Below are 25023 nucleotides of genomic sequence, written 5' to 3' on the forward strand. Positions count from 1 at the left end.
ACGTGACCGCCCGTCTTCTTCTTCTCTGTGCCCTGGCCGCCCTGACCACGGCCTGCGCCACCGCGCCCAGTGGTCCACCGCCGCCCGCGGGCGTGGCGGTGGTGGCGCGCGACCAGCTCTACCTGACCCTTCCCATGCCCCCCGGCTATCCGGAAGAGCGGGAGATGGCCCAGTCCATCGTGGCCGCCTATGGCCCCCGCAAGGCCGCCTTCGACGCCCTGGTCAGCCTGGGACCGGAAAAAGTGACGGTGATCGTCACCGCCCCCGCCGGTCCCCGCGTCGCCCAGATCGACTGGACGGCCGCGGGCGTGGCCACCAAGACCGAAGGGACGCCGCCGCCAGGCTTTCGGGCCGAGAACGTGCTGGCCGACATGGTCATGACCCATTGGCCAAAAGCGGCGCTGGAGAAGGCGCTCGGCGGCAGGCTGGAGGTCTGGGACTATCCCGACGGCCGCCGCCGACTGGTGCGCGGCCGCGAGCTGGTGGTCGATATCGCCCCGCCCGTGCGTGACGCGGATGGCTCGACCAAGCGGGTTCTGACCCACTACGATTTCAACTACAGCCTGACCATCGTCAGCCGGGACCCCCAGTGACCGGCCCCCGGGAAAGCTTCGGACGCCGAGCCTTCGTCAGCAGCCATGCGGTCGCCTGCGCGCTTGGCGCCGACAAGCGGGCTGTGGCGGAGGCGCTGTTCAGCGCGGCTCCCTCGACGGTCGGCGGCCGCTGGACCCTCGCAGACGGCCGCCAGGTCCCGGTCGGCGCCCTGGGCTTCGAGCTGCCGCCCGTCGACTTCAAGGACCGGCTGATCCGCAGCCGCAGCAACCGCCTGCTGGCCCACACCCTGGCCGACATCGACGGACCGGTGGCGCTGGCCGTCTCGCGCTACGGCGCCCATCGGGTCGGCGTCGTCCTGGGCACCAGCACGTCCGGCGTCGATGAGGGCGGACAGGCCCTGCGCCGAAGGCTGGCCGAAGGGGCCTGGCCGGACGGCTACCATTTCGACGTCCAGGAGCTGGACGACCCGGTCGCCGTCGCCCAGCTGCTGACCGGCGCCACCGGTCCGGCCTATGCCGTCTCCACCGCCTGCACCAGCGGGGCGAAGGCGATCGCCGCCGGGGCTCGGCTGATCGCCGCCGACCTGTGCGACGCGGTGATCTGCGGCGGGATCGACACCCTCTGCGACCTGACCGTCAACGGCTTCGGCTCGCTGGAAGCCCTGTCCGACCAGGTCACCAACCCGTTCAGCGTCAATCGCCGGGGCATCAATATCGGCGAGGGCGCCGGCCTGTTCCTGCTGACGATCGACGAGGCGCCCGTGCGGGTCGCCGGCTGGGGCGAGACCAGCGACGCCCACCACATCAGCGCTCCGGACCCCACCGGCGCGGGCGCCGAGGGCGCGGCTCGCAAGGCGCTGGCCATGGCGGGTCTCAGCCCCGCCGACATCGGCTATGTCCACCTGCACGGCACCGGCACCGAGCTGAATGACCGGATGGAGTCCGGCGCGGTGAACCGGGTGTTCGGCCCCGACATGCCCTGCAGCTCCACCAAGCCCCTGACCGGCCACACCCTGGGCGCGGCGGGGGCGGTGCAGTCCAGCTTCTGCCTGCTGGCCTTCGAGGCCGGCGGCGCCCTGCCGCCGCACATCTGGGACGGCGAGCGCGATCCCGAACTGGCCCAGGTGAACCTGGCCGCGCCCGGCGACAGGGTTCCGAGCCTCAAACACGCCCTGTCGGCCAGCTATGCCTTCGGCGGTAACAACGCGGCCATCATCCTAGCCCACGCATGACCGACTATCCCACCATCGACCACCTGGTCCCTCATCGCGCCCCGATGCTGCTGGTCGACAGGATTCTCGGCGAAGAAGGCGCCGTGACCCGGGCCGAGCATGCCATTCCGGCCGACTCCCTCTTTCTGGTCCCCGGCAAGGGCGTGCCGACCTATATCGCCTTCGAGATGATGGCTCAGGGCATCTGCGCCACCGACGGCCTGCGCCGCTGGCGCCGGGGCCAGGGACCGGAGCTGGGCTTCCTGCTGGGTTGCCGAAAGTTCGCGGCCGCCCGTGACTGGCTGCAGCCCGGCGAGCTGCTGACCATCGAAGCCATCTGCCTGCTGGACGGCGAGACCTCCAGCTACGACTGCCGGGTGCTGGATGCCGAGGGCGCAGTGGTGGCGACCGCCACGGTCAACGTCTTCCAACCCGAAGACATCGCCGGCTATCTGGAAGGGACCAAGCTGTGAGCCGTGAACTGAACGCCAAGCGCCCGGTCCTGGTCACCGGGGCCAGCAAGGGTATCGGCCGGGCGAGCGCCATCCGCATCGGCCAGGCCGGCCATCCGGTCACCGTCCACTACGGCGGCGACCGCAAGGGCGCCGAGGAAACCGCCGAGGCCATCCGCGAGGCCGGCAGCGAAGCCGAGCTGATCAGCTTCGACGTCTCCGACCGCGCCGCCGTGACCGCCGCCCTGACCGCGCGGCTGGAGGAGAAGGGCGCCTGGTGGGGCGTGCTGCTCAGCGCCGGCATCACCCGCGACAACGCCTTCCCGGCGATCAGCGGCGAGGACTGGGACGCGGTGCTGCGCACCAACCTCGACGGCTTCTACAATGTGGTCCACCCGCTCACCATGCCGATGATCCGCCGCCGCGACGGGGGCCGGATCATCGCCCTCAGCAGCGTCTCGGGGGTGATGGGCAACCGGGGTCAGGTCAACTACAGCGCCGCCAAGGCCGGCATCATCGGCGCCTGCAAGGCCCTGGCGGTCGAGCTGGCCAGCCGCAAGATCTGCGTCAACGCCGTCGCGCCGGGCCTGATCGACACCGGCATGATCGGCGAGGTTCGCCCCGAGGTCATCCAGGCTATCCCGATGGGCCGGATCGGCCAGGTGGACGAGGTTAGCGCCCTGATTGCATTTCTCTTTTCCCCAGAGGCAGGGTACATCACCCGCCAGGTGATCGGGGTAAACGGGGGATTGGTGTGATGCGTCGCGTAGTGGTGACCGGAATGGCCGGCATCACCTCGATGGGCCAGGAGTGGTCCCAGATCGAGGGTGGGATGCGCGCGGGCAAGACCGGCATCCGCTACATGCCCGAATGGGAACGGCTGACCGACATGGGCATCCGTGTCGCCGGCGGCGCCGACTGGTTCAACCATGAGGGCCATTTCCCCCGCCAGGCCATGCGCTCGATGGGCCGGGTCTCGGTCATGGCGGTGGACGCCGCCGACCGGGCGCTGCAGATGGCCGGGCTGAAGGACGATCCGGTGCTGAAGACCGGCCGCACGGGGGTGGCCGCAGGGTCGTCCTACGGCTCGACCGAACCGACCATCGACTTCACCAACTTCATCAGCACCGGCAAGGCCGGCAAGTTGAACGCCACCAGCTACATCCGGATGATGAGCCATACGGCCCCGGTCAACGTCAGCGTCTATTTCGGCCTGCAGGGCCGGGTGATCACCACCTCCAGCGCCTGCGTCTCCGGCAGCCAGGGCATCGGCTACAGCGTCGAGACCATCCAGGCCGGCAAGGCCGACATCATGCTGGCCGGCGGGGCCGAGGAGCTCTGCCCGACCATGGCCATGGTCTTCGACCGCCTCTACGCCACCAGCAAGATCAACGACCACACCGCCAGCCGGCCGTTCGACGTCTCCCGCGACGGCCTGGTCACCGGCGAGGGCGCCGCCTTCCTGGTGCTGGAGGAGCTGGAACACGCCCTGGCTCGCGGCGCCAAGCCCCTGGCCGAGATCAAGGGCTTCGCCACCAACGCCGACGGCTCCCACATCAGCCACCCCAACGGCGAGGTCCAGGCCGTGGTGATGCGCGAGGCGTTGCGCGACGCCGGCCTGTCGCCTTCGGACCTGGCCTTCATCAACGGCCACGGCACCGCCACCGTGGCGGGCGACACCTCCGAGGCCCAGGCCACCTTTGAAGTCTACGGCGACAAGGTCCCCTTCCACACCCTCAAGGGCCACTTCGGCCATACCCTGGGCGCTTGCGGAGCCATCGAGGCCTGGCTGGGCATCGAGATGCTCAACAGCGGCTGGGCCGCCCCGATCGCCAACTTCAAGGAAGCCGACCCGCGCTGCGCGGCGCTCGACTACATCGACGGCGAGGGCCGCAACATCCAGGGCGACTTCTTCGCCAGCAACAATTTCGCCTTCGGCGGAATCAACACCTCGGTGATCTTCGGACGCGCGTGATGATCGATCCCGTCGCCTTCATCCTGGCCGCTCTGACCCTGCTGGCCACCCCCGGCCCGACCAACACCCTTCTGGCCATGTCCGGCGCGGCGGCGGGCCTGCGGCCGTCCCTGCGCCTGCTGGGCGCGGAGCTGGGCGGCTACATGATCTCGATCCTCACCCTCGGGGTGGTGCTTGGCCCGCTGGTCAAGGACAACCCGGCCGTCGGCATCGTGCTGAAGGCCGCCTGCGCCACCTACCTGATCTGGCTGGCCGTCAAGCTCTGGCGCGAAGGCTCCAGCAGCCTGGTCTCCTCATCGCCGGTCAAGTTTCGGCGCGTCTTCACCACCACCCTCCTGAACCCAAAGGCGGTGATCTTCGCCTTCGTGATCGTCCCGCACCTGGCTGAGGGCCGCCCGCTCCAGGCCATTCCCTACCTGGCTGGCCTCTGCGCGCTGATCTTCCTGGTCGGCGGCAGCTGGATCGCCCTCGGCGCGGGGCTGCGCGCCCGCAGCGGCGACATCCAGATTGGCGGCTGGGTCCGCCGCATCGGCGCCGGCGCCCTGGTCGTCTTCGCCGCCATCCTCGGCAGCTCGGCCTGGTCCACCGCCGCGGCCATGGCGCACTAGGCGCCTTCCGGACCCCTTGCCTTCCGCGCCGTCGATCTGCCAGCCTCCTCCTCTGGGACGGAGACACCATGATCGATTTCGACCTGACCGAAGAGCAGGCCATGATCCGCGAGAGCCTGCAGGGCTTCGCCGCGGAGGTTCTGGCCCCACAAGCTCGCGCTGTGGACGAGGCGGGGGCCATCCCCGACGAAGTCATCCAGCAGGGCTGGGCGCTTGGCCTCATCGCCGCGGCCATCCCGGAGGCTTATGGCGGCGGCGGGGGCGAGCGGTCCTGCATGACCAACGCGGTGATCCTCGAGGCGCTCGGCGGCGGCTGCGCCAGCCAGGGGGCGGCGATCATGGCGCCGGGGCAGTTCGTCAACGCCCTGATCGACTTCGGCACCGAGGAACAGAAGGCCGAACACCTGCCGCGCTTCACCGGATCAGAACCGGTCTTCGCCAGCCTGGCCCTTCAGGAGAGCCAGTTCGGCTTCGCCGCCGAGGCCCTTCGCACCACCGCCCGCCGATCCGGCAACGGCTGGGTGCTGGATGGTGAGAAGCGGCTTGTGCCGTTCGGCGACCGCGCCGAGCATTTCCTGGTCCTGGCCGGCGATGCGGAGGGCGCCTCCGCCTTCGTCGTCCCCCGCGACGCCAAGGGCCTGACTGTCACGCCGGAGAGCGGCAGCATGGGCCTCAAGCCCTTGCCCCAGGCCAAGGTCACCCTCGAATCGGTCGAACTCCCTGGCTCGGCTCGGCTCGGCGGAGACGCCGGCATCGACGCCCAGAAGCTCCTGAACCAGGCCCGCATTGGCGCTTGCGCCATGGCCGTCGGCCTCTCCCGCCAGGCCACCGACTTCGCCATCCCCTACGCCAAGGAGCGCGTCGCCTTCGGCGAGCCGATCGGCAAGAAGCAGTCGATCGCCTTCATGCTGGCCGACATGCACATCGAGTGCGAGTCCATGCGCTGGATGGTCTGGAAGGCCGCCAGCCTGCTGGAGCACGACGATCCCGGCGCCGCCAAGGCCTGCGTCCTGGCCCAGGACTACGTCCGCCGCAAATCGATCAAGATCGCCGACGACGCCCTGCAGATCTTCGGCGGCCACGGCTTCATCCGCGACCTGCCGCTGGAAATGTGGCTGCGCAACGCCCGCACCCTGACCGTCCTCGACGGTCCGGTCTCGGTCTGAGGAGAGACGAACATGGCTGACTTCCGCTTCTCCGAGATCGACCAGCAGATCCTCGCCAAGGTCGTAGAGGTGGGGAACTCCACGCAGGCCCATACCCGCTACTACGAGGACCATGAGCACGAGACCCCACCGGCCCGCCTCGACGGCGAGCGCGGCTTCGAGGAGGTCTTCCCGCTGTTCGGCCAGCGCAAGCCCGACGACACCCCGTTGATGACCTTCATGATGGCGGTCAGCATCGCCCGCGGCTCCGCCCGCGGCGTGGTGCGGGGCCTGGGCCTGGCCATGCCGATGGGCAAGGCCAGTGGCCTCGGCAACGCCGCCCTGCAGTCGGCCGGCACGCCGGAGCAGAAGGCCAAGTGGGGCGACCTGTTCCTGGCCATGTCGATCACCGAGCCCAACGTCGGCTCCGACACCAAGGCCATCCAGGCGACCGCCTACCTGGACGGCGACGAGTGGGTGATCAACGGCGACAAGATCTTCGTCACTGACGGCGTGAAGTGCGACGGCGCCATCGTCTGGGCCACCATCGACAAGTCGGCCGGCCGCGCCGGCATCAAATCGTTTCTGGTGCTCAAGGGCGCCCCCGGCTTCGAACTGGTCCGCCAGGAGAAGAAGCTGGGCATCCGCGCCTCTGACACGGCGGCCTATTCCTTCCGCGACTGTCGCGTGCCGCGCGACGCCCTGCTGGGCGGCGACGAGACCGTGCCCAAGGAGGGCGGCTCGGCCGGGTACAAGGGGGTGATGAAGACCTTCAACATGACCCGCCCGGCCGTGGCCAGCGGCGGGGTCTCCAAGGCCCGGGGCGCGCTCGACTTCGCCACCGAGGCGCTGGCCAAGGAGGGGGTCGAGGTCGACTGGTCCAAAAGCTTCAACCAGCGATCGGCGGTCGAACAGAAGCTGATCGAGATGGAGGCCGACACCGAGGCCGCCGCCCTGACGGTGCTGCGCGCCGCCTGGCTGAGTGACAAGCGCCGGCCCAACAACCTGGAAAGCAGCGTCTGCAAGGCCAAGGGCGGCGAGGTCTGCCGCACCATCCCGCAAGGGGCCATGGAGGTGCTGGGCGGCATGTCGGTCAGCCACGACCATCTGGTGGAGAAGTACCTTCGCGATGGCCGCATCAGCGACATCTACGAAGGCACTGGCCAGATCCAGCGCCTGATCATAGCGCGTGAGATCCTCGGCTACTCCTCCGAGGAGCTGACCTGAAGTTTAGTGCCGCGAGCCCCGCGCCCTGTCCATCGTCTCGCGGATAGCGCTCGCCAAGTCCTCCAACCTGTAGGGCTTGGGCAGCACGCGCACCCCGGCATCCTCGGCCGCCCGCCGCGAGGCCTCAGCGAAGCCGCTGGTCAGAAGGACCGGGAGGTCGGGTCGGCGTTGGTGGATCTCGCGGGCCAGGTCGACCCCGTTCATCGCACCCGGCATCATGATGTCGCTGAACACCACATCGATCATCCGCCCGTTGGCCAAGGCCCCCAGCCCGCCGGCGGCGGATGCGGCGCGGGTGACCTCAAAGCCGATCTGCCGCAACATCTCGGTGACCAGGGCGGCCACTTCATCGTCATCCTCGACCAGCAGAACGCAGCCCGTGAACCGGCCGGCCGCCTTGGCCGGCCGGCTGTCGAGCTGGGACCGCAGGGCGTCCTTCACCGGCTTGCGGGAGCGGGGCAGCATAAGGATGACCGAGGTCCCCTCGCCTTCTTCCGACTCGATCCGCACCGAACCGCCCGATTGCCGGGCGAAGCCGTAAGTCTGGGCCAGACCCAGGCCCGAGCCCTTGCCCACCTCCTTGGTGGTGAAGAAGGGTTCGAACACACGGGTGCGGACCGCCTCGCTCATGCCCGTGCCGGTGTCGCGCACCTCCAGCCGGACAAAGTCACCGATGATGTCGCCCTCTCGCCAGTCGTCCAGGTTGCTGGCGGAGATGACGATCTCGCCCCCCTTGGGCATGGCGTCGCGGGCGTTGAAGGCCAGGTTAAGGATCACCAGTTCCAGCTCCCCCGCGTCCACCTCCACCGGCCAGACAGCTGTCTCGATCTCCAGATCGACATGGACGTCGCCGCGCAGCGACCGATCGAGCAGCTCGCGCATGCCACCGATGCTGGCCCGCAAGTCCACCGCTTCCGGCGCCAGCGGTTGACGGCGAGAGAAGGCCAGCAACTGGCGGGTCAGGGCCGAGCCCCGGTCGGCCGCCTGACGCATGCCCTGCAACAGGCGGGCGCGGCGCGCGTGGTCCTCCTGGCGGTCGAGCATATCCAGACCGCCCTGGATGACCATCAAGAGGTTGTTGAAGTCATGCGCCACCCCGCCGGTCAGCTGGCCGATAGCCTCCATCTTCTGGGCCTGGCGCAGGTTCTCCTCGATCCGGGCTCGCTCGGCGATCTCGTCGACCAGGGCCGCATTGGCCTCCTTCAACTGCTCCGTCCGGGCGGTGACCAGCGCCTCCAGTTCCTGGGCGGCTTTCTCGCGGGCCTGGATTAGGGCCTGCACCTCGTACTGCCTCGACCGAGCTCGCAGCGCCGCCTGTACGGCGCTGGTCAGGGTGATCGGCTGCACCGGCCGCTCGAGCAGGGAGACGTTGCGCAGGGTCTCGACGATAGACTTGCGCCAAGCCGCCACCCTGGGCTGTTCATGGCGGCTGGTCAGCACGACGAACGGCATTTCGGACCAAGCTGGCTGGGCGTCGATCCAGGCCGACAGCGCCGCCAGGTCCTTGCCGAACAAGCCCTCCTCGGCCACGAATACCGCCGCCGTTCCCTCAAGCAGGTGGCGCATGAGAGAGGGCAGATCCTCACAAACCACAGCCTCGATACCCACCCGCCTCAGCAGTTCGGCCGAGGCCGGTCCATCCCGGCCGATCGGAGCGAAGACCAGAACCCGACTTGGAGGAGCCTCAGTGGTCGCCATGGTCCCGGACATCCAGCAGGGGCGCCTCGTCACCGTGATAGGTCGGGGTGCCGGAGAAGATGCCGCTGAAATTGCTCAGCGGAGGGCCAACCGAGATGCCCTCCGACGACAGTTTGAATTCGCGGATGGTGTGCTCATGATTACCGCTGCGCTTTTTCACCACTGACAGGGCCCGGCGCACGGCGCCGCCATGCTCGAAATAGCGCAGCATGATCACCGCGTCGCTCAGGTAGCTGATGTCCAGAGGCGTATCCATCGGCCCGACCAGCCCGTGCTGTGCCAGCACCAGAAGGGTCAGCACCCCCTGCTGGGCCAGGTAACTGAGCAGTTCATGCATCTGCAGGATCAGGAAACGCCCGTCCGGCATGGCGTTGAGATAGCCGTTAAGGCTGTCGATGATCACGATCCGGGCGCCATCATTCTCGACGCTGCGGACCACATTGGCGGCGAATTCGCCCGGTGACATTTCCGCCGGGTCGATCTGCTGGTAGCGGATCATCCCGCTGTCGAGCTTGCCCCTCAGCGCCAAGCCCAGGGTCTGGGCCCGGGCCTCGAGGGTGCCGCGCCCCTCGTCGAAGGCAAAATAGACCGAATGCTCGCCCCGTTCCGCCGCCGCGATGGCATAGCTAAGGGCCACCGACGATTTGCCGACTCCCGCGGCGCCGATGAGCAGAGCGTTGGTTCCCCGCTCCAGCCCGCCGCCCAGCAGCTTGTCCAGTTCGCGGTTGCCGCTGGGTGTAACGTCGCCGGCGAAGGAGGTGTGGTGCTCGGCCGCGACCAGCCGGGGATAGATGGCCAGTCCGCCCTTCTCGATCTTGAAGTCGTGGAAGCCGCCGCGGAAGTTGATGCCGCGCATCTTGATCACCCGCATGCGACGCCGCTCGGCGCCGTACTCGATGGCAAGCTGCTCCAGCAGCACCACCCCGTGGGAGATGGAATGCAGCTGCAGGTCGGTCTCCTGCGCCGTCAGGTCGTCGAGCAGCACGACCGTGCATTTGCGTGTGGTGAAGAAGTGCTTCAGCGCCAGAATCTGGCGCCGATAACGCAGGGAGCTTTGGGCCAGCAACCGCAGCTCCGACAAACTGTCGACCACGAGCCGGGCCGGGTTGATCGTCTCAACCTGTTCAAAGATCAGCTTGGTGGTCTCGGACAGCTCGACCTCGGCCGGATGCAGAACCGTCAGCTCTCGCTCTGGATCGAGAATGTTCTCGGGCGGCGACAGCTCGAAGATATCGATGCCGTCCAGGGTCCAGCCATGGCGACGGGCGATCAGCTCCAGTTCCCGCCGGGTTTCCGACAGGCTGATGTAGAGCACCCGCTCGCCCCGACGGGCGCCTTCCAGCAGAAACTGCAGGGCGATGGTCGTCTTGCCGGTGCCGGGCCGACCTTCATAGAGGTACATGCGGTCGGCATCGAGGCCGCCCAGCAGCACCTCGTCCAGCCCCTCGTTGCCGGTTGAAATCCGAGGCGGGTCTTCAACCAGCGAGGACGTTACATCTGCAGCCAAGGCCCCCTCCAGCGCTCGCGGGACACAGTCGCGCCCTGCCCAAGCGTTGTGGAACGGCTTTCGTGCGATCAGGGTTGCGCCTGTCGGTGAGGATTTTCCGGCTGGATCGGGGCTAGGCCGCGACCAGGCGGTCAGTCGCCTTCCGCCGGGCGGGCGCCCGCGCCTTGCGGGCGGCCGACAGGGTCGCAGTCCGCGCGGCGGCGCGGCTTTCCGCCTCTGCCTCGAGCGCCGGCAGCATCTCCGCGGCAGCATCCTTCCGAATATCGGTCCCCTCGCTGAGGCGGCGAGCGTTGGACAGCAGATTGGTTACCTCGGCGTCGGTCAGGCCAGGCAGGCGGTCGATAAGGGTCATGCGGGCTCCGATGGGCGGAGGAAATTCGCCGCCAGTTTCATCAAACGTTTTGAATGTCCAACGGGATGCCGCGCGAAGACGATTCCTCGCAAAAAATACTTCTCAAATATTAGGTTTGCCCTGAGCAGAATTATCTGCCATTCTTTCATATCGAATTCGTTTCGGTTCGGCCGTATATCCCCAATGCTTCACAGGCTGAAGCGCCCGGACCTGCTCCCAGACCTTCTCGAAATTGATCGCCCTCGCGACCTTCGCGTGGGCGAAAACTCTGAACTAAAGGACTACCCACAATGGCCCAAGGCACGGTCAAATGGTTCAACGGAACCAAGGGCTTCGGCTTCATCCAACCGGACGACGGCGGCAATGACGTCTTCGTCCACATCTCGGCCGTCGAACGCGCCGGCCTGCGCTCCCTGGACGAAGGCCAGAAGGTCTCGTTCGAGCTGGAACGCGATGCCCGCAGCGGCAAGATGTCGGCCGGCAGCCTGCAAGCCGTCTAAGGCTCGCATCGCCGAATGCATCCAAGGGCCGGCTCTTCGGAGCCGGCCCTTTCTTTTTGTCTATCTCACCGCGCGCAGGGCGATGCCCGAGGTCTCATCGATCAGCGGCGCGCGCAGGATCTCGGCCACCCGTTGCAGGAAGGCCTTGCGGCGAGCCATCGCGCCGGCGACGTCCTCGCTCTCGCGGAGCACCCGGGTGCTGGAGCGCACGGCTTCCTGGTCCAGCCGCTCGGCCACGGCAGGCAGGTGGCCTTCGCCCTTGCGGGCATCCATCAGCGCCGCATGCGACCGCGCCTCGGCAATACGCTTGCGGACCAGGGGCTCGACATCGCTTCCGCTCTCGGCCCGCGCGGCCAGGGTGGCGAAGTCGTTGGCATAGAGGCGAACGAAGCCTTCCTCGATCATCTTGTATCCAGTTCTTGAGACGGCGCGACGAGACGCGATCAGCGCCATTCCACAGCCTTCAGGCGGGAGTAGGCGGGCGAACCCGCATCTCTCAGCCGCTGGCGCCCAAGGCCTTTGCCAACGATGGTTACCTTCTACCCCAAAACGGCCGAAGAGTCACCCGACCGTCCCCGACGAGGCCTCGCCGCCGCTCGCGCGCAGCCAGCGGAAGGTCAGCCGGTCCTTGGCGCGGTCGGCGGTCAGGGTGAGATCCAGGGTCTCGCCGGGGTGGACCAGGTCCTTGAACTTGACGCGTGTCAGTTCCGAGCCGGCGGGCTGGAAGTCGAGGGTCAGGCCGGCCAACAGCACGGCCATGTGGACCTGGGAAATACCCGGCAGGATCGGCTCACCCGGGAAGTGGCCCTGGAAGTAGGCCAGCTCCGGCGGCAGGACAACAGACAGCCGCACGGTATCGCCTTCGCGGGACACCACCTCGTGGGGCGGGACGCGCATCGGTTCGAACTGGGCGCGTAGATCGCTCAAGCGACGTTTTCCCTGGGCGTCAGTCGGCATCCGATCGACGAACCGCCAGTGTTTAGGCCGCTCGATGGGCTCCAGTCTATCGGCCAGGGCGCCGCGCAGCTGTCGGCCGAAGCGGAAGGCGCCGACCTCGGCCAGGGCGGCGGCCCCGCCGGGGCTGAGCACGAGCACGGCGGCCAGGGCGCCCTTGCGATCCGGCAGGGTCAGGGCGGCGGCCTCGGCCACGCTGTCGAGCCCGGCCAAGGCTTCTTCAACGCGGGTCAGCGACACGCGCTTGCCGTCGATCTTCTCCATCCGGTCGGCGCGGCCGAGCAGGCGGAAGCGACCGCCATCGAGCGGCTCCACCCGGTCGCCCATCGGAAAGGGCTCCTCGCCGTCGAGATAAGGCGTCCGCACCGCCAGGGCGCCGGCGGCGTCCTGTTCAATGCCGATACCGGCAAAAGGGGTCCAGGGCTCGTCACCGGCCTGCTGGCGGCGCCAGGCGACGCCGCCGGTCTCGGTGCTGCCCAGCACCTCGGTGACCGGCCGGCCGAAGGCGGCTGTGCAGGCCAGGGCGGCGGGGGTGGCCAGCAGCTGGCCCGAGGAGAAGATCAGCCCCGGCGCCTGGGCGGCCAGGTCCATGGCCGGGGGCAGACGGGTCAGGTGGGCCGGGCTGGAGATCAGGGTGGTGGCCGCGCCCAACCGCCCCTCGAGCTGTTCCCAGTATTCCGCCGCCCGCTCGGCGCTGGGCCGCCCGGCCATCATCGGCCAGACGATACGGTAGATCAGGCCGTAGATATGCTGGTGCGAGACGGTGGCCTGGACGGCGCCCGCCTCGGTCCCGAAGGTCGCCTCCAACACCCGCGCCTCGGTTTCCAGCTGGGCCAGCCGCCGCTCAATCCGCTTGGGCGCGCCGGTCGAGCCGGAGGTGAAGAAGGTCAGGGCGACGTCGCCCGCCACATCGCCCAGGGTCGCGTCCGCCGCGTCGGCCAGCGCAATGGCCCCGTCGTCCAGCAGTTGGGCCTCCGCCCCGCCGACCTCGGCCAGATAGCCGCCCTGGGTATGGGCCGGCAGGGCCAACGGCCTCCGGGCGATGGCGGCGGCCAACAGGGCCGCGGTGAACAGGGCGGCCGAAGCGGTATGCAGGAACAGCGGGGCCTCTCCAGCCATCCGGGCCGCCAGCGCGGCGGCGGTCGCGCGCACCTGTCCGGCCGTGACCGGCGCCTCCCCGGTGAACAGGACGCGATCGGCCGAAGCCGCCAGCAGCGTCGCGATCAGCCCGTTCACGCCGCCTCGCCCCTGCGCACCACCTTCCGCACCAGGAACTCCCCGCCGAACAGCGCGCCCATCAAGAGGTAGGCAATCAGGCCGTTGTACAGGGTCCAGACCTCCAGGCTGGCGTAGAGCGCCGTCCACAGCGCCACCAGGCCATTGAGCAGCAGGAAGCCGCACCAGACCCAGGTCACCTTGCGGGTATAGCGCACCCCAGCCTCCGGCAGGTCCGGCTCAGCGATGCGAGCCAGCCGCTCGATCATGCTCTGGCCGACGAACAGACTGGCGCCGAAAGCGGCCAGCATCGCCGCGTTCATGAACACGGGATAGAAGCGGACCGCCCGCTCGGCGTTCCACAGCATCAGGAGGCCCATGCCGACCGCCACCGCCAACGGGGCAATGGCGAGCGGCAGGGGAATCTTCTGCCCGACCCCGAACAGCCCGCGCAGCAGCAGCAGCAGGCACAGCACCAGGACGACCGGCACGGGACCGACCGTCTTCACCGCCAGCAGGGCAGCGAAGGGATAGAGGAGGGTGACGAGCGCCAACGCCAGCGCCCACGGGTCGAACCGCCGGCGGGCCGGGCCCGGGCCGGGCTCCGCCGTCACTTCGACAGCTGCTCCACCACGTCGAGCACGTCGTTGATTGTGCGCACGGTCTTGAACTGCTCGGGAGTCACCTTCTTGCCGGTGATCTCCTGCAGCTTCACCATCAGGTCGACCGCATCGATGCTGTCGAGCCCCAGGTTCTCCACCAGGTCGGCGTCCGGGCTCAGCTCATGCTCCGGCACCTCGAAGCTCTCGACCAGGAAGTCGGCGATTTCCTTGTAAACAGCCTGTCTGTCCATCTTACCCTCCGTCACGCAGCGGCTTGCTGCGCGGCGACGAACTCCGCCAGCGAGCGGACCGACTGGAAGTGGGCCCGGGTGCTTTTGTCCTCGGCATTGATCTTGATGCCGTACTTCTTCTGCACCCCGACCCCGATCTCCAGCGCATCGATGGAGTCGAGCGCCAGGCCGTTGTCGCCGAACAGGTTCTCCTGCGCGTCGATGTCCTCGGGACTGACGTCCTCGAGATTCAGGACATCGATGATCATCACCTTGATGTCGTGTTCCAGGTCACTCATGCGCGCAGCTTCTCTTCCATAAGCTCGTCGACTCGCGTGACCAGGCGGCGCGCGGCGACAGGTTGCGGGTCTTGCCCCGCGAATTCAGAAACTTCAATGCGATCATGCACGGTCAAGGTCCAGTGCGGCTTTGTGACCGGCACACGGTACCAGGGCACACCCTTCTGCAGATTGGGCGGCACACAGGTGATGGTGACCAGCCGCACCGGGGCGCCAGCCTTCAGCGCCGCATAGGCGAAGCCCCGCTGCATCACCCGGGGCTGGCCCGGTACTGTGCGCGAGCCTTCCGGAAAGATCACCACATTGTTCCCCTCTCGCAGGGCTGTGGCGCAGTCTTCCAGCAGCCGCTCGGGGTCGCCGAGGTTGGGAATATAGCCCGCCGCCCGCACCACCCCGGCCATGAACGGGTTATTCCATACCCCCGCCTTCACCACGCATTTGGTGCGCTGCATGAAAGCCATCATGAAGACGATGTCGAGCAGACTGGGATGGTTGGCGACGACCATCACCCCATGGTCCCGTTTGAGCTTGTCCTCGCCCCGGCACTCGTAGCTGAGCGTGCCCATCAGCCACATGATGCGGATGTAGAGGCGCCAGGTGCGCTGGACGATCAGCTGGGCGATCCGCTGGCGCAGGTCTCGGGCGTGAAAGCCGATGTTGATCAGCGGGAAGACCGCCAGGGCCAGGGCCAGGCCGCCAATGCCGAACAGCAAAAAGGAGATGCCGGTAGTCACCACCCGGCCGCCTTGTTCCAGCTTGCGCAGGGGCGCCCACATCACGCGGCGGCCCGAAGGATGGGCTGGACAAGGATGGCGCCCACACCGGCCTCCAGCGCCGAGAGCAGCGCCAGAGCTCCCACTCTTCCAGTTCCGGCCGACGCGCCCTCGCCGTCGCCCACGCCGTTGCCAAGACCCACCCGCATGCCCAGGGCCAGGAACGGAACCCCCGGCTCGTGCTCGAACTCCCCATAGATGCCGGACAGCGGCTGCTCGGCGAACAGCACCAGCACCTCGGACGCCTCGCCAGACGACAGCCGCAGCCAGGCCTCAAGCAGGCCAGCGGCCAGGCTGCCCTCGCCGGCCGCCACCGCTGTATGGCTGGACTTCTCGCCCAGCACCTGGGCCGCCAGGCCCGGCGCGGCATTATGGACGCAGGCGGAGAAGGCCGAGGGGGACAGCGGCTCTGCCGAAACGATGGTCTCCGACAGCGTCAGGGCCGTGGTGACATCGCCATAGCGCGAGGCGAAAACCAGTTCGCAGCCGGGCGCGGCCACCCCGGCCGCGCAGCGCACCGCCGCCAGGGAGAATTTCGGCATCCGACGGCGCAGCCCAATGGGCACAGCGTCAGGCCCCGCGGCCCGGCCATGCACGGCTTCGACGCCGGCCGCATCGATGACGATTGCGCCCCAGTCCCTGACCGCCAGAGTGGCGATGCTCATCTGCCCCATTCTGCACACTGGCCGGACCATAACGCGCCCGGCGAATCCCTCCCGGCGACCCCCTTGCCACCGTTGCCCGTATCCTAGTCCTCGCGCACCGCCGCACAACCTAGGAATGGGGGTGGGCGGCGTATCTTCGCGCCACTGTGTCTCTCGGTCCCCGGCGGATCTGGAAGCCCCGGGTTCGCTAAGCCGCCACGAAGTTCGCGTGGAAGCCGAAGGGGATGCGCCTTGGGACCGGAGCGGTCGCGACCGGGCCCGCGGCGACGTCCAGGGCGTCGAACACGGCCAGTTCGCTGTAGTCCTCACGCGGCCAGTAGAGGATCGTCAGAATCCAGCCTTCGCCCTCGGCCGCGTCGGCGGACTTCGGGGTGAACACCGGCTCGCCGACCCCGCCCAGGCCCTCCCGTGTCCAGACCGCCCGCACCCCTGTCTGGAGGTCCAGATGGGCCAGGCAGTCGCCGCGGATGTCGCCCGGCCGCCGGGCCTGGCCGGAGAACCAGGCGTGACCGTGCGGGACCTGGGCGCGGCGCTCGTCGATGCGCGGAAACTCCCCGGCCAGGTCGTCCAGCACGGTCTCGGTTGCCACCGGCTCATCGCCCGACAGGTCGATGGTCCAGCGCAGCGACACCGCCCCCGTCTCCTTCCCCGGCGATCCGTCGGCCAGGGGAAAGAACGGCGCCTGGGGATAGCGCATCACATCGACGATCACGGTGTCGCCCTGGTCCCAGGCGTTGGTCACGTGAAAGGCGTAGCCGGCCGAGACCTTTGCCCAGCGCAGGCTTTCGACACCCCGCTCGCGGTCGATGATGGTCAGCATGGCCCCCTTCTCGGGTTCCCAGGCGAAAGGCGGCTTGCCGCCCATCGCCCGCGACAGATCCCCGGTCAGCGGCAGCACCGGCAGGACCACGAACCGGTCCGTCAGGGCGAAGTCGTGGATCATCGAGCAGTAGGGCGCTTCGAAGGTCTCGCGCTTCTTCAGGACGCCGTCGGCGTCGGCCACACCCCAGCTCACCTTGTTCGACAGCGGCGTCTGGTCGTCGGCGTAGGCGAAGAACACCATCTCACCGGTGCGCGGATCGACCTTGGGATGGGCGGTCACCTTGCCTCCGAAGTCGCGATACCCGACCGGCGAGAGGTCATCGATCGCCACCTCGAACGGCGCATGCGCCTCCTCCAGAGCCAGCAGCCGCCCGGCGTGGAGCATGATGTTGGTGTTGGCCACCCCGCTGTCGGTCCCCATGACGCTGGGGTCGGTGGTCATCGGATTGCCCATCACCCCATAGAGAACCCGGCCCGCCGCATGTTCGGTCTGCCAGCGTGGGGTGCGGACATAGCGGTTGCGATAGCGCACCGCGCCCTTGGCGATATCGAAGGCGTGGACCATCCCGTCGCCGCCGAACCAGTGGTAGCGCTTGTCGGTCGGATCGAACTGCGGGTTCGGCCCGATCCGATACAGGGTCCCGGACAGCTCTTCCGGCCAGGCGCCCTTGGCCTCCAGTTCGAAATCGTCCTCGCTGCGCAGCGGCGCGAAGTTGCCGCGCAGGAACGGGTTCTGCGCCCTGATGTCGATCTCGCCGTCCATGGTCTCGCTCCCCTTATAGTTTGACGATCATCCCCACATCGGCCGGAGCCCGGCCACGCACCACCGCGTCCCAGCTCGCCGCCAGCCCGTCCGGCCCCCGGCCCGTCTGCAGCTTCAGCCAGGGACTGGCCGCGATGAACTCCGCCAGGTTGGCGGTGAACCGCTGGTCGAAACCCTCGCTTCCCCATTCCTTGGCCCGCTTGCGGATCTGGTCCGGGGCGAAGAACAGGGTCGGCTGTGGGCCGGCCAGCGGCTCGGGGTCCGGCGCCTCGGCCTGCCAGTGGGTGACCCCTATGATGGCGCTATGGACGATGTCGTCGCCGAACCGGCGGTGAAGCTTCGCGATCAGCCCGCGATTGCCGGCGAAATCGACGATGGCCAACGGACGCGCGGGCTCGAACGCATCGGCTTCGTCATAGGTGACGACCTGATGGAAAATCCCCAGGCCCTCAAGGAAGGCCTTGCTGGCCGGCGAGGTCAGTCCGATGGCCTTCACCCCCCGCTTGGCCAGCCGCCAGGCGAAGCCCAGCCCGGTCTTGCTGGACGCACTGGTGATCACCACGCTCCTGGCGCCGAAGTCGCCATGCTCCTCGAACATGTCGTCGATCAGCCAGCTGGTTCCGAACAGCGGCCGCAGCAGCGAGCGATGGTCGTCGGTCGCGGTAGGCTCCTGGGCCACCGCATACTGGTTATAGGTCGGCGGCAACTGCGCCCGGTGCGCCGCCGCATCCACCACCCCGCCCCCGCTCCTCACCAGCCGGGCGGTGAACTCGCTCGACATCGGAAGATAGCCGAACAGGCGCAGTCCTGGTTCGATCCCCTCGGCCCGTGACTCGGTTACCCGCGCAAAGCCCCAGACTGGGATCCGCCCCAGCCCCTCCGGGGCCGGAAAGAACTTCCAATAGCCGAAGGCGTCCCCGATCGCCCCGTAGGTGACGTTGTTGGCGGTGACCGCGAACGATTCCACCGCCAGCCGCGCCTCGCCCGCGGCCAGAGGCGCCGGCGCAAAATCGCGGCGCTGACCAGCCGTAAGGTCCCGCTTATCGACCAGAAAATCCCAGGCACTCATCGTCCACCTATATTTTACGTCGTAAACTTATATCGTAAGCTATAGGCTGTCACAACCCCGTATCCGTGTCGAACCATGCCCCGCGCCCTCTCTCCCGCCCAGGTCGAAGATTTCCGCGAACGCCTCTGCGCCGCCGCCGAGCATCTGTTCGCTGAGCATGGGCCGGAGGCGGTGACCATGCGCCAGCTGGCCGCCGAACTGGGGGTCAGCCCAATGACCCCCTACCGCTACTTCAAGGACAAGGACGACATCCTGGCCGCCGTTCGCGCCGCCGGCTTCGGCCGCTTCGCCCAGGCCATGGAGGCGGCCTTCCATGGCGAGCCCGACCCGGTGAAGCGCTCCGAGGCGGTCGGCCGCGCCTACGCCCGCTTCGCCCTCGAGCAGCCCGACGCCTATCGCCTGATGTTCGACCTCTCCCAACCGAACGAGGCCGACTATCCGGAGCTGGTCGCCGCCAGCAGCCGGGCCCGAGACATGCTGATCGGCCAGGCCAAGGGCATGGTCGACGCCGGTCAGATCGAGGGCGACCCGGTGCTGATCGCCCATATGCTGTGGGCCGCCCTGCACGGCGGTCTGGTGCTCCAGTTGGCCGGCAAGCTCGGCCCCTCGATCGATCCCTCGGCCCTGCGACGCAACACCTTCCAGGCCATCCTGAAGGGCCTGGCCAAGGGCTGATCGCCTCACCCCGTTGCCGCCCGCCCAAGGCCGGGATATCGGTGAGCGTCCAAACAGGGGATTATCAAACCGTGTCCGCGTCCAATACCGCCGCCCAACGTCTCGCCGCCGCCGCGGCCGCCGGCAGCGACGACCCGCAGCGCCTGATCCTGTCCGAGACCCCCAGCCTCGCCCTGGGCGATCCCGACGAGGACAACGTGATCGTCGGCCTCGGCGGCGCGGACACCTTCAGCGGCGGCGAAGGCGACGATATCATCCGCGGCCTGCGCGGCGGGGACACCCTGTCGGGCGCCGAGGGCGACGACTTCCTGTTCGGCGGCGCGGACGCCGACACCCTGAACGGCGGCGAAGGCGTGGACGAACTGCTGGGCGACCGCGGCGGCGACACCCTCAGCGGCGACGAGGGAGACGATCTGCTGGACGGGGGCCGGGGCAACGACGAGCTCGACGGCGCCGCGGGCGAGGACCTGCTGCTCGGCGGCTGGGGCGACGACACGCTGACCGGCGGGGCCGGGGTCGATACCCTGCGCGGCGGCGGCGGGAACGATACCTATGTCGTCGACGTGGTGGGCGACATCATCGAGGAGTTCCAGCGCGGCGGCCGTGACCTGGTCCAGTCCGGTGTGATCTGGACCCTGGGCGGCCATTTCGAACACCTGCAGCTGACCGGCTCGACCGCCATCGACGGGACGGGCAACGCGGACGGCAACAAGCTGACCGGCAACAGCGGCGCCAACAAGCTGTTCGGCAAGGCCGGCGCCGACACGCTGAACGGCGGCGGCGGCATCGACACCCTGACCGGCGGCATCGGCAACGACACCCTGATCGGCGGGGCCGGCGGCGACACCTTCGCCTTCCTGCAGGAAAGCATCGGCCGCCGCGAGACCGACCGCATCACCGACTTCAAGGTCGGAGACAGCGACAAGCTGGACCTCTCCGGCATCGACGCCAACGCCGGCCTCGAGGGCGACCAGGCCTTTGTCGCCGTGGCCGAGTTCACCGGTGCGGCCGGCGAGATGAGCCTGCAGTACAAGGCCGGCAAGACCTTGCTGAAGCTGGACGTCGATGGGGATGGAAAGGCCGACTTCACCGTGAAGATCAACGGCGACGTGACCCTGCAGTCCGGCGACTGGGTGCTCTGAGCCCCTACCCCATATCCACCCAGTGACGCGCCGGCCGCCTGCGCGCCTGGCTGGCCTGTAGTCCCGCCACGATCCAGCGCCGGGAATCGGCCGGGTCGATGACCGCGTCGATCTCCAGGGCCGCCGCCATGCTGGTCGCCTTGCCGCGAGCGTACATGTTGGCCACCAGCCGGTCGTAGAGCTCCTTGTTCTTCACCGGGTCGGTCTCGGCCTCCAGCTCCTTGCGGTAGCCGAGCTTCACCGCTCCCTCCAGGCCCATGCCGCCGAACTCCCCGGTCGGCCAGCTGGCGATGAACAGCGGCGAGTGGAAGCCCCCGCCCGCCATCGCCTGGGCCCCCAGCCCATAGCCCTTGCGCAGGACAAGCGTCAGCAGCGGCGGCCCGAACTTGGCCCCGGCGACGAACAGGCGAGACACCCGCCGCACGGCCCCGGCGTCCTCGCTCTCCGGCCCGACCATGAACCCGGGCGTGTCGCAGAGGCTCAGGACCGGCAGGTTGAAGGCGTCGCACAGCTGCAGGAACCGCGCGCCCTTTTCCGCCCCGTCGCAATCGATCGCCCCGCCGATATGCTTGGAGTCGTTGGCGATCAGCCCCATCGGTCGCCCCTCGATCCGCATCAGCCCGGTGACCAGGCCGGCGCCCCAGCCGCCGCGCAGCTCCAGCCAGGAGCCGGCGTCTACCAGCGCCTCGATCACCGCCCGGATGTCGTAAACCCGAAGCCGGTTCTCCGGGATAGCCCGGCGCAAGGCCCGCTGGTCCGGCGCGCTCCAGTCGCGCACGCGGCCCTGGAACATCGACAGCGCGTGCTTGGCCATCCGCGTGGCGTGCGCCTCGTCGTCGGCCAGCAAGTCGATCACCCCGTTGGACCACTGGGTCGCCGAAGGCCCGATATCCTCCGGCTTGAATACCCCCAGGCCGCCGCCCTCGATCATCGCCGGCCCGCCCATACCCAGGTTGCTGTCGCGGGTGGCGATCAGGATCTCCGACAGCCCGGCGATGGCCGCGTTCCCCGCGAAACACCGCCCCGCGACGATGGCAATCTTCGGAACCTCGCCAGCCAGCTCGGCCATCTTGCCAAAGGTGGTGACGTCCAGCCCCGCCACGCCGGGGGTGTCGGTATCCCCCGGCCGGCCGCCGCCGCCCTCAGCGTACCAGACGACGGGCAGCTTCTGTTCGTCGACGATGCTCAGGAGCCGGTCGGTCTTCTTGTGATTGAAATGGCCCTGTGTTCCGGCCAGCACCGTGAAGTCGTAGCTCAGCGCCGCCACCCGCGTGGTCTCCGGCCCGAACAGGTCGGCGTTGACCGTCCCGATGCCGGTGATGATCCCGTCGGCCGGGGTGTTGGCGATCAGGTCCTCGACCGTGCGCCGCCGCCTCTGAGCCGCGATGGCCAGGGCGCCGTATTCGATGAAGCTGCCCTCATCGACCAGGTCGGCAATGTTCTCCCGCGCCGTGCGATGGCCGGTGCGCCGCCGCTTGGCCACCGCCTCGGGGCGGTGTTCGTCGAGGGTGAAGGCATGCCGGTCGATGACCTCCTGCAGGTCACCCCGGATCGCATCGGGATCGACTGCCTCCTCCTTCGCTGCTTCCAGACCCTCGACTTCCTCGGGAGCGATGAAAAGCAGGGGTTGGCCTTTCAACAGTGTCTCACCCCTGGTCGCCGCCACCCGCACGACCCGACCGCTGACGGGCGCGGCGACTACATGCTCCATCTTCATGGCTTCGAGGATGACCAGCGTCTGGCCGGCTCGGACAAGATCGCCCTCGGTGACCTCGACCTGTCCAACGGTGGCCTGCAGCGGCGCCGGCACCGCGTCGGTCCCCGCCACCGCCTCGAATGCCGGCGCCGTCTCCACCGGCTGCGAACCGCCCCCCTCGTCGCCCTCCGGGGTCAGGGCTTGCGCCTCGGACAGGAAACGCTCGAGATTGTCCTCTAGGAAGCGCGTGGTCGCCTTGCCCTGGGCCACCGCCGGATCGGCCAGTAGCGCCCGCAGCAGCGGAATATTGCTCTCCACCCCCTCAAGCCGGAACTCCATCAAGGCCCGTTCGGTGCGTCCTGCCGCCGCGGCGTGACTGGGACCCCGCCCGATCACCTTGGCCAGCAGGCTGTCATAGTGGGGGCTGGTGACGTAGCCCCCGTAGCCATAGCCATCGACCCGCACCCCCGGGCCGGTCGGCGGCTCATAGGCGCGGATCAGCCCGCCGCCCGGCCGCGCCGACCCGTCCGCCTCCAGCGTCTCCAGATTGACCCGCGCCTGGATCGCCGCCCCGGCGAAGGGCGGCGTCTCGCTCAGGCCGACCTGGGCCAGGGAGGCCCCCGCCGCCAGCTGGATCTGGATCGCCACCAGGTCCAGGCCGGTGACCTCCTCGGTGACAGTGTGCTCGACCTGCAGCCGGGCGTTGGTCTCGATGAAGGCGAACCGGCCCGAGCCGGCGTCGACCAGGAACTCCACCGTGGCCAGCCCCTTGAGGTGCTTGGCCGCGCACAGCTTCACCGCCGCGTCGTGCAGGGCGCCGCGCAGCTTCTCACCCAACGCCGGGGCCGGGGCGATCTCGATGATCTTCTGGTGACGCCGCTGGACCGAGCAGTCGCGCTCGCCGACCGCCACGCAGGTCGCCGCGTCCCCGGCCACCTGCACCTCGATGTGCCGCGCCTTGTCGACCAGCCATTCGGCATAGACCGCCCCGTCGCCGAACGCGGCCTTGGCCTCCCGCGAACAGGCGCCGAAGGCCGCCTCGACATCGTCCCCCTGGCGGACGATCCGCATGCCGCGCCCGCCGCCGCCGGCCACCGCCTTGAGCATCATCGCCCCATGCTCGGCCAGGAACCGTTCCGCGCCCTTCAGATCGATCGCCCCGGTCCCGGCCAGCAGCGGCACATTCAGCCGAGCCGCCAGCGCCCGCGCCGCGGCCTTGTCGCCGAAGGTCTCCAGCGCGTCGGGCGATGGCCCCACGAACACCAAGTTCGCTTCGGCGCAGGCCCGCGCGAAGGCGGCGTTTTCCGACAGGAAGCCGTATCCCGGATGGACCGCCTGCACCTTTGCGGCCCTTGCCGCGGCCACCACAGCGCCGATGTCCAGATAGGCCGCCGCTCCGGTCCCCGGCAGCTCGACCGCCTCGTCAGCGGCCCGAACATGCAGGCTGGCGGCGTCGTCCTGGCTGTGGATGGCCACGCTGGTCAGGCCAAGCCCCGCCGTCGCCCTGGCGATCCGGATGGCGATTTCGCCGCGATTGGCGATGAGCAGGCGCTTGAAAGCCATGGAGGGGTCCGTGTCATACAGGTGTTCGGCGCAAGCATAGGGATTGCCGCCGTCCGCGCCAGGGTGAGGCTGCGGGTCCTGGACGGCGTGACGCCCCGCCTTTCTCTGGAAGAACGTCAGGCCGGCGGCGCCCTGCGCGTCCGCACAGGCGCCGTCGGCCCGATAACTTTGACCGTCTAGCGCCCTCAGGCGACGGCCAGCTCAACCTTCACATTGCCCCGGGTCGCCTTCGAGTAGGGGCAGACCTCATGCGCCTTGTGCAGCAGCTCTTCGGCCTGGGCCTTGTCGAGGTCCGGCGCGGTGAGCGTCAGCCGCACGCCGATATGGAAACTGGTGTCGTCCTTGATCAGGTCGACTTCGCTGTCGAGGCTGTGCTCGCCCAGCTTCACCCCCGCGCCCCGGGCCACCAGACCGAGCGCCCCGAGGAAACAGGCCGCGTAACCGGCCGCGAACAGCTGCTCGGGGTTGGTCCCGCTGCCATCGCCGCCCATCGACTTCGGGTAGCCAAGCTTGACGTCCAGATGTCCGTCATCGGACTTGGCGGTACCGGCGCGGCCGCCGACGGCGTGGGCTTTGGCGGTGTAGATGGGGTCGGTCATGGGGGCTCCTTCTGCGACATTGCAGGTAAGAACTTGCTCGGTCAGGCGAAAGGCCTCACGGCCTGACAACCGGCAGCGCGCCGGCGGCGGCGGCCGAGCGGATCAGACCTTCATCGAACGTCGCAAAGCCCCGGCAGCCATCCCGGCCGCTGGCTGAGGCGTAGTGAAGGGCATCGGCCATTTCCATACCGGCATTGAAGGCCTCAAGAGCGCGGGCAAGAAGTTCGGCGTCTTCTACGGCCACCCTCGGCATGCCGGCCAGTTGCCTCAACGCCTGTTCGATCTGGACGGGGCTCTGTCTGTAGGCACGGCGGAGAACCCATTCGACCTCCAGAAGAACGGTCGTTGGGATCCAGATGTCCTGGCTGGTCAGGAGGGCGCGAGCGCGCTCTGATTGGTCCGGGTGGTCAGCCGCCAGATAGCGGATCACCACGTTAGTATCGACCGCGAGCATGCCGGCTCAGCACTTCCTCGGAAATCGCAGCGTCCATCTCCTCAATGGACACCGGAGGCCCATCGTATTTGAGGATGCCGAAAACGTCTTCCGGCCGGGTCTCCGGGAAAAGCGGCTGCCGGGTGAGCACGACCCGATTAGGCGAAACCTCAACGCGCAACTTCGCTCCCGCGCCCCACTGGGTGATCTCGCGGGCCTCCTTGGGCAGGATAACCTGCCCCTTTGTCGACACGGTCGTTGTCAAAGATTTCGTAGCCATTGGCGACCTCATTC

27 protein-coding genes are annotated in these 25023 nt (G+C 68.5%); 11 read left to right on the forward strand and 16 right to left on the reverse strand.

Features of this window, described 5'->3' with window-relative positions:
* Window positions 1-2: 2 nt before the first annotated feature.
* The 8 genes from GVN21_RS04905 to GVN21_RS04940 all read left to right on the forward strand — a co-directional run bounded on the left by GVN21_RS04905 (window position 3) and on the right by GVN21_RS04940 (window position 7172).
* Entirely contained in the window at window positions 3-593 is a 591-nt protein-coding gene (locus GVN21_RS04905) for a DUF3261 domain-containing protein (RefSeq protein WP_166573604.1), read from the forward strand.
* Window positions 590-1786 (forward strand): beta-ketoacyl-ACP synthase, encoded by a 1197-nt coding sequence (locus GVN21_RS04910; RefSeq protein ID WP_166573605.1) that lies wholly within the window; start codon window positions 590-592, stop codon window positions 1784-1786. The genes GVN21_RS04905 and GVN21_RS04910 overlap by 4 nt, the downstream gene beginning before the upstream one ends.
* Window positions 1783-2238, forward strand: coding sequence for a 3-hydroxyacyl-ACP dehydratase (locus tag GVN21_RS04915; protein WP_166573606.1), 456 nt, complete (start codon window positions 1783-1785; stop codon window positions 2236-2238). The genes GVN21_RS04910 and GVN21_RS04915 overlap by 4 nt, the downstream gene beginning before the upstream one ends.
* Window positions 2235-2975 (forward strand): 3-ketoacyl-ACP reductase FabG2, encoded by a 741-nt coding sequence (locus tag GVN21_RS04920; RefSeq protein WP_166573607.1) that lies wholly within the window; start codon window positions 2235-2237, stop codon window positions 2973-2975. The genes GVN21_RS04915 and GVN21_RS04920 overlap by 4 nt, the downstream gene beginning before the upstream one ends.
* On the forward strand, window positions 2975-4192 hold the full coding sequence (locus GVN21_RS04925; RefSeq protein ID WP_166573608.1) for a beta-ketoacyl-ACP synthase: 1218 nt from the start codon (window positions 2975-2977) through the stop codon (window positions 4190-4192). The genes GVN21_RS04920 and GVN21_RS04925 overlap by 1 nt, the downstream gene beginning before the upstream one ends.
* Window positions 4192-4800: a LysE family transporter gene (locus tag GVN21_RS04930; RefSeq protein ID WP_166573609.1), complete on the forward strand. Its 609-nt coding sequence runs from the start codon at window positions 4192-4194 to the stop codon at window positions 4798-4800. Before GVN21_RS04925 ends, GVN21_RS04930 begins: the two co-directional genes overlap by 1 nt.
* Window positions 4801-4868: 68 nt before the next feature.
* On the forward strand, window positions 4869-5966 hold the full coding sequence (locus GVN21_RS04935) for an acyl-CoA dehydrogenase family protein (RefSeq protein WP_166573610.1): 1098 nt from the start codon (window positions 4869-4871) through the stop codon (window positions 5964-5966).
* A gap of 12 nt (window positions 5967-5978) precedes the next feature.
* The gene (locus GVN21_RS04940) at window positions 5979-7172 is read left to right on the forward strand and encodes an acyl-CoA dehydrogenase family protein (protein ID WP_166573611.1); all 1194 of its coding nucleotides are present in this window, start codon (window positions 5979-5981) and stop codon (window positions 7170-7172) included.
* A gap of 3 nt (window positions 7173-7175) precedes the next feature.
* Here GVN21_RS04940 and GVN21_RS04945 read toward each other — a convergent pair whose 3' ends face one another.
* The 3 genes from GVN21_RS04945 to GVN21_RS04955 all read right to left on the reverse strand — a co-directional run bounded on the left by GVN21_RS04945 (window position 7176) and on the right by GVN21_RS04955 (window position 10729).
* Window positions 7176-8738 carry an ATP-binding protein gene (locus tag GVN21_RS04945; protein WP_205689935.1) on the reverse strand — a complete coding sequence of 521 codons (1563 nt, stop codon included), beginning with the start codon at window positions 8736-8738 and terminating at the stop codon, window positions 7176-7178.
* A 118-nt stretch (window positions 8739-8856) separates the two neighbouring features.
* Window positions 8857-10377 carry an ATPase domain-containing protein gene (locus GVN21_RS04950; RefSeq protein WP_166573613.1) on the reverse strand — a complete coding sequence of 507 codons (1521 nt, stop codon included), beginning with the start codon at window positions 10375-10377 and terminating at the stop codon, window positions 8857-8859.
* Window positions 10378-10489: 112 nt separating this feature from the next.
* Window positions 10490-10729: a hypothetical protein gene (locus GVN21_RS04955; RefSeq protein ID WP_166573614.1), complete on the reverse strand. Its 240-nt coding sequence runs from the start codon at window positions 10727-10729 to the stop codon at window positions 10490-10492.
* 290 nt (window positions 10730-11019) lie between these two features.
* On the opposite strand from GVN21_RS04955, the gene GVN21_RS04960 reads away from it, so the two are divergent.
* Window positions 11020-11229 carry a cold-shock protein gene (locus GVN21_RS04960; protein ID WP_166573615.1) on the forward strand — a complete coding sequence of 70 codons (210 nt, stop codon included), beginning with the start codon at window positions 11020-11022 and terminating at the stop codon, window positions 11227-11229.
* A gap of 60 nt (window positions 11230-11289) precedes the next feature.
* Here the strand turns inward: GVN21_RS04960 and GVN21_RS04965 are convergent, their stop codons facing one another.
* From GVN21_RS04965 to GVN21_RS05005, 9 genes are all read right to left on the reverse strand, one after another.
* Window positions 11290-11634: a hypothetical protein gene (locus GVN21_RS04965; RefSeq protein WP_166573616.1), complete on the reverse strand. Its 345-nt coding sequence runs from the start codon at window positions 11632-11634 to the stop codon at window positions 11290-11292.
* A 156-nt stretch (window positions 11635-11790) separates the two neighbouring features.
* Window positions 11791-13419 carry an AMP-binding protein gene (locus GVN21_RS04970; protein WP_166573617.1) on the reverse strand — a complete coding sequence of 543 codons (1629 nt, stop codon included), beginning with the start codon at window positions 13417-13419 and terminating at the stop codon, window positions 11791-11793.
* On the reverse strand, window positions 13416-14012 hold the full coding sequence (locus GVN21_RS04975; RefSeq protein ID WP_205689936.1) for a hypothetical protein: 597 nt from the start codon (window positions 14010-14012) through the stop codon (window positions 13416-13418). The genes GVN21_RS04970 and GVN21_RS04975 overlap by 4 nt, the downstream gene beginning before the upstream one ends.
* Window positions 14009-14251, reverse strand: a complete 243-nt coding sequence (locus GVN21_RS04980) for an acyl carrier protein (protein ID WP_166573618.1) — start codon at window positions 14249-14251, stop codon at window positions 14009-14011. The genes GVN21_RS04975 and GVN21_RS04980 overlap by 4 nt, the downstream gene beginning before the upstream one ends.
* Window positions 14252-14262: 11 nt before the next feature.
* A complete protein-coding gene (locus GVN21_RS04985) occupies window positions 14263-14529 on the reverse strand; it encodes a phosphopantetheine-binding protein (RefSeq protein ID WP_166573619.1) in 267 nt (88 codons plus the stop codon).
* Entirely contained in the window at window positions 14526-15305 is a 780-nt protein-coding gene (locus GVN21_RS04990; protein WP_166573620.1) for a lysophospholipid acyltransferase family protein, read from the reverse strand. The genes GVN21_RS04985 and GVN21_RS04990 overlap by 4 nt, the downstream gene beginning before the upstream one ends.
* Window positions 15305-15967, reverse strand: a complete 663-nt coding sequence (locus tag GVN21_RS04995) for a beta-ketoacyl synthase chain length factor (RefSeq protein ID WP_166573621.1) — start codon at window positions 15965-15967, stop codon at window positions 15305-15307. Before GVN21_RS04995 ends, GVN21_RS04990 begins: the two co-directional genes overlap by 1 nt.
* A 187-nt stretch (window positions 15968-16154) precedes the next feature.
* Window positions 16155-17552 (reverse strand): carotenoid oxygenase family protein, encoded by a 1398-nt coding sequence (locus GVN21_RS05000; protein WP_166573622.1) that lies wholly within the window; start codon window positions 17550-17552, stop codon window positions 16155-16157.
* Between the two features lie 13 nt (window positions 17553-17565).
* Window positions 17566-18621, reverse strand: a complete 1056-nt coding sequence (locus tag GVN21_RS05005) for a DUF2855 family protein (protein WP_166573623.1) — start codon at window positions 18619-18621, stop codon at window positions 17566-17568.
* A 75-nt stretch (window positions 18622-18696) separates the two neighbouring features.
* Here GVN21_RS05005 and GVN21_RS05010 point away from each other — a divergent pair, with 75 nt between their 5' ends.
* Together GVN21_RS05010 and GVN21_RS21145 are read left to right on the forward strand one after the other, a co-directional pair.
* Entirely contained in the window at window positions 18697-19296 is a 600-nt protein-coding gene (locus GVN21_RS05010; protein ID WP_166573624.1) for a TetR/AcrR family transcriptional regulator, read from the forward strand.
* A 71-nt stretch (window positions 19297-19367) separates the two neighbouring features.
* A complete protein-coding gene (locus GVN21_RS21145; protein WP_166573625.1) occupies window positions 19368-20438 on the forward strand; it encodes a calcium-binding protein in 1071 nt (356 codons plus the stop codon).
* Between the two features lie 4 nt (window positions 20439-20442).
* On the opposite strand, the gene GVN21_RS05020 is transcribed toward GVN21_RS21145, so the two are convergent.
* The 4 genes from GVN21_RS05020 to GVN21_RS05035 form a co-directional block, all read right to left on the reverse strand.
* Window positions 20443-23697 (reverse strand): carboxyl transferase domain-containing protein, encoded by a 3255-nt coding sequence (locus GVN21_RS05020; RefSeq protein WP_166573626.1) that lies wholly within the window; start codon window positions 23695-23697, stop codon window positions 20443-20445.
* A 185-nt stretch (window positions 23698-23882) separates the two neighbouring features.
* Window positions 23883-24296 (reverse strand): organic hydroperoxide resistance protein, encoded by a 414-nt coding sequence (locus tag GVN21_RS05025; protein ID WP_166573627.1) that lies wholly within the window; start codon window positions 24294-24296, stop codon window positions 23883-23885.
* A gap of 55 nt (window positions 24297-24351) precedes the next feature.
* Complete coding sequence (locus GVN21_RS05030; protein WP_166573628.1) at window positions 24352-24750, reverse strand: type II toxin-antitoxin system VapC family toxin; 399 nt, start codon at window positions 24748-24750, stop codon at window positions 24352-24354.
* Window positions 24731-25009: an AbrB/MazE/SpoVT family DNA-binding domain-containing protein gene (locus GVN21_RS05035; RefSeq protein WP_166573629.1), complete on the reverse strand. Its 279-nt coding sequence runs from the start codon at window positions 25007-25009 to the stop codon at window positions 24731-24733. Before GVN21_RS05035 ends, GVN21_RS05030 begins: the two co-directional genes overlap by 20 nt.
* Window positions 25010-25023: the final 14 nt, after the last annotated feature.

The organism is Caulobacter sp. SLTY, assembly GCF_009905535.1.
GTDB lineage: Bacteria > Pseudomonadota > Alphaproteobacteria > Caulobacterales > Caulobacteraceae > Caulobacter.